Origin of the sequence: Rhizobium atlanticum (assembly GCF_030182485.1) — a bacterium.
In the GTDB taxonomy this organism is placed as follows: domain Bacteria; phylum Pseudomonadota; class Alphaproteobacteria; order Rhizobiales; family Rhizobiaceae; genus Rhizobium.
Genome location: NZ_JAQJCJ010000080.1, coordinates 1 through 1093, shown reverse-complemented (window position 1 = coordinate 1093; position 1093 = coordinate 1). Strand labels below are relative to the sequence as shown.

The window sequence follows — 1093 nt, the reverse complement described above, 5'->3', positions numbered from 1 at the left end:
CCGACGAGACGGACGATGGCTTCGTCGTTCGGAAAGATGCCGACGACCTCGGTGCGTCGCTTGATTTCGCCGTTGAGACGCTCAATTGGATTCGTCGAGTGCAGCTTTGCCCGGTGCTCTTTCGGGAAGGTCATGTAGGCGAGCACGTCCTCTTCAGCGTCGTCCATGATGGTGGCAAGCTTCGGCACTTTCGGCCTGATTTGATCGGCGACACTGCGCCATTGTGCGGCTTGCTGCCTCCGGGGTCTCCTGGGCAAAGGCCGTCGCGATGAAGGCGGATACGACCCGCCTGCCGCTCTTTCCAGCATGCGCGAGCACGTTCCTCATGAAGTGAACCCGGCACCTTTGCCAAGTGGCATTGAGAACCTTGGAAACGGCAGCCTTGATGCCCTCATGTGCATCAGAGACAACAAGGTTCACACCACGTAATCCTCGACGTGTCAGCCTGCGCAGGAATTCCGTCCAGATCGGTTCGGCCTCCGAGGTGCCAACTTCCATACCCAGGACCTCGCGCCGACCGTCGTTATTGACGCCGACCGCGATAATGACGGCGACTGAGACGATGCGGCCGCCACGCCGGACCTTGAGATAGGTCGCGTCCACCACAGGTCGTCGACAGAACGAGTCGAGATTCCCTGGATATACGCTTCCTGGATAACGGCCGTCAGAGCTTTCTCTGCCATGCGGCGCGGTTCAAGGAAGCTCGGAAAGTAGCTGCCCTTGCGCAGCTTCGGAATGCGAAGCTCGACGGTGCCAGCCCGCGTCTCCCAATCGCGGTCACGGTAGCCATTGCGTTGAGTGAGCCGCATCGGGTTCTTCACACCGAAGTCAGCACCCGTGGCCGAGCCGACCTCCAACTCCATCAGCCGCTCGGCAGCAAGACCGATCATCTCACGCAACAAATCTGCATCGGCACTCTTCTCAACAAGCGAACGCACGTTCATCATGTCATTGGTCATCGGTGATCTTTCCGTCAGGTTGGTCTTGAACAACCCGACCCTAGCGGAAAACACTGATGGCCGCCCGCAAAGCCGATCACCCGCTACAGCGCAACGAGAAGCGCGCGGGCGCTCGGCTTTACTCCCTACCGTCA

At 59.7% G+C, this 1093-nt stretch carries 1 pseudogene; it reads right to left on the bottom strand.

Annotated elements, in window-relative coordinates:
• Positions 1-959: pseudogene (locus PH551_RS32780) on the bottom strand (IS256 family transposase); the annotation flags it as partial.
• Between the last annotated feature and the right edge of the window lie 134 nt (positions 960-1093).